The organism is Thalassotalea fusca (genome assembly GCF_053485835.1).
In genome coordinates, this window is sequence record NZ_JBQRUN010000074.1 from 1 (window position 1) to 256 (window position 256).

Annotated in this window: 1 tRNA gene; it reads right to left on the reverse strand. The window is 41.0% G+C overall.

Annotation, left to right across the window (positions count from 1 at the left end):
* Positions 1–179 precede the first annotated feature (179 nt).
* Positions 180–256 (reverse strand) — tRNA-Ile (locus ACSLUK_RS20075).

The following is a 256-nucleotide window of genomic DNA, read 5'->3' on the forward strand; positions in this document are numbered from 1 at the left end:
TTATCGTTTTGATGTTTACAGCGCGACACCGTAAACATCGGGTATTTATATCAGCTTTCCAAATTGTTAAAGAAGTAGATTTTAGCGCTCATTCGGCTAAAAACTTGGTTTAAAAAACCAAACTTAAAATATCTCGTAAGACAGTTTGAGTTTGGTCTCTTGTTCTTCTGAAGAAGTATTGGTAGGTCTGGGCAGACTTGAACTGCCGACCTCACCCTTATCAGGGGTGCGCTCTAACCAGCTGAGCTACAGACCT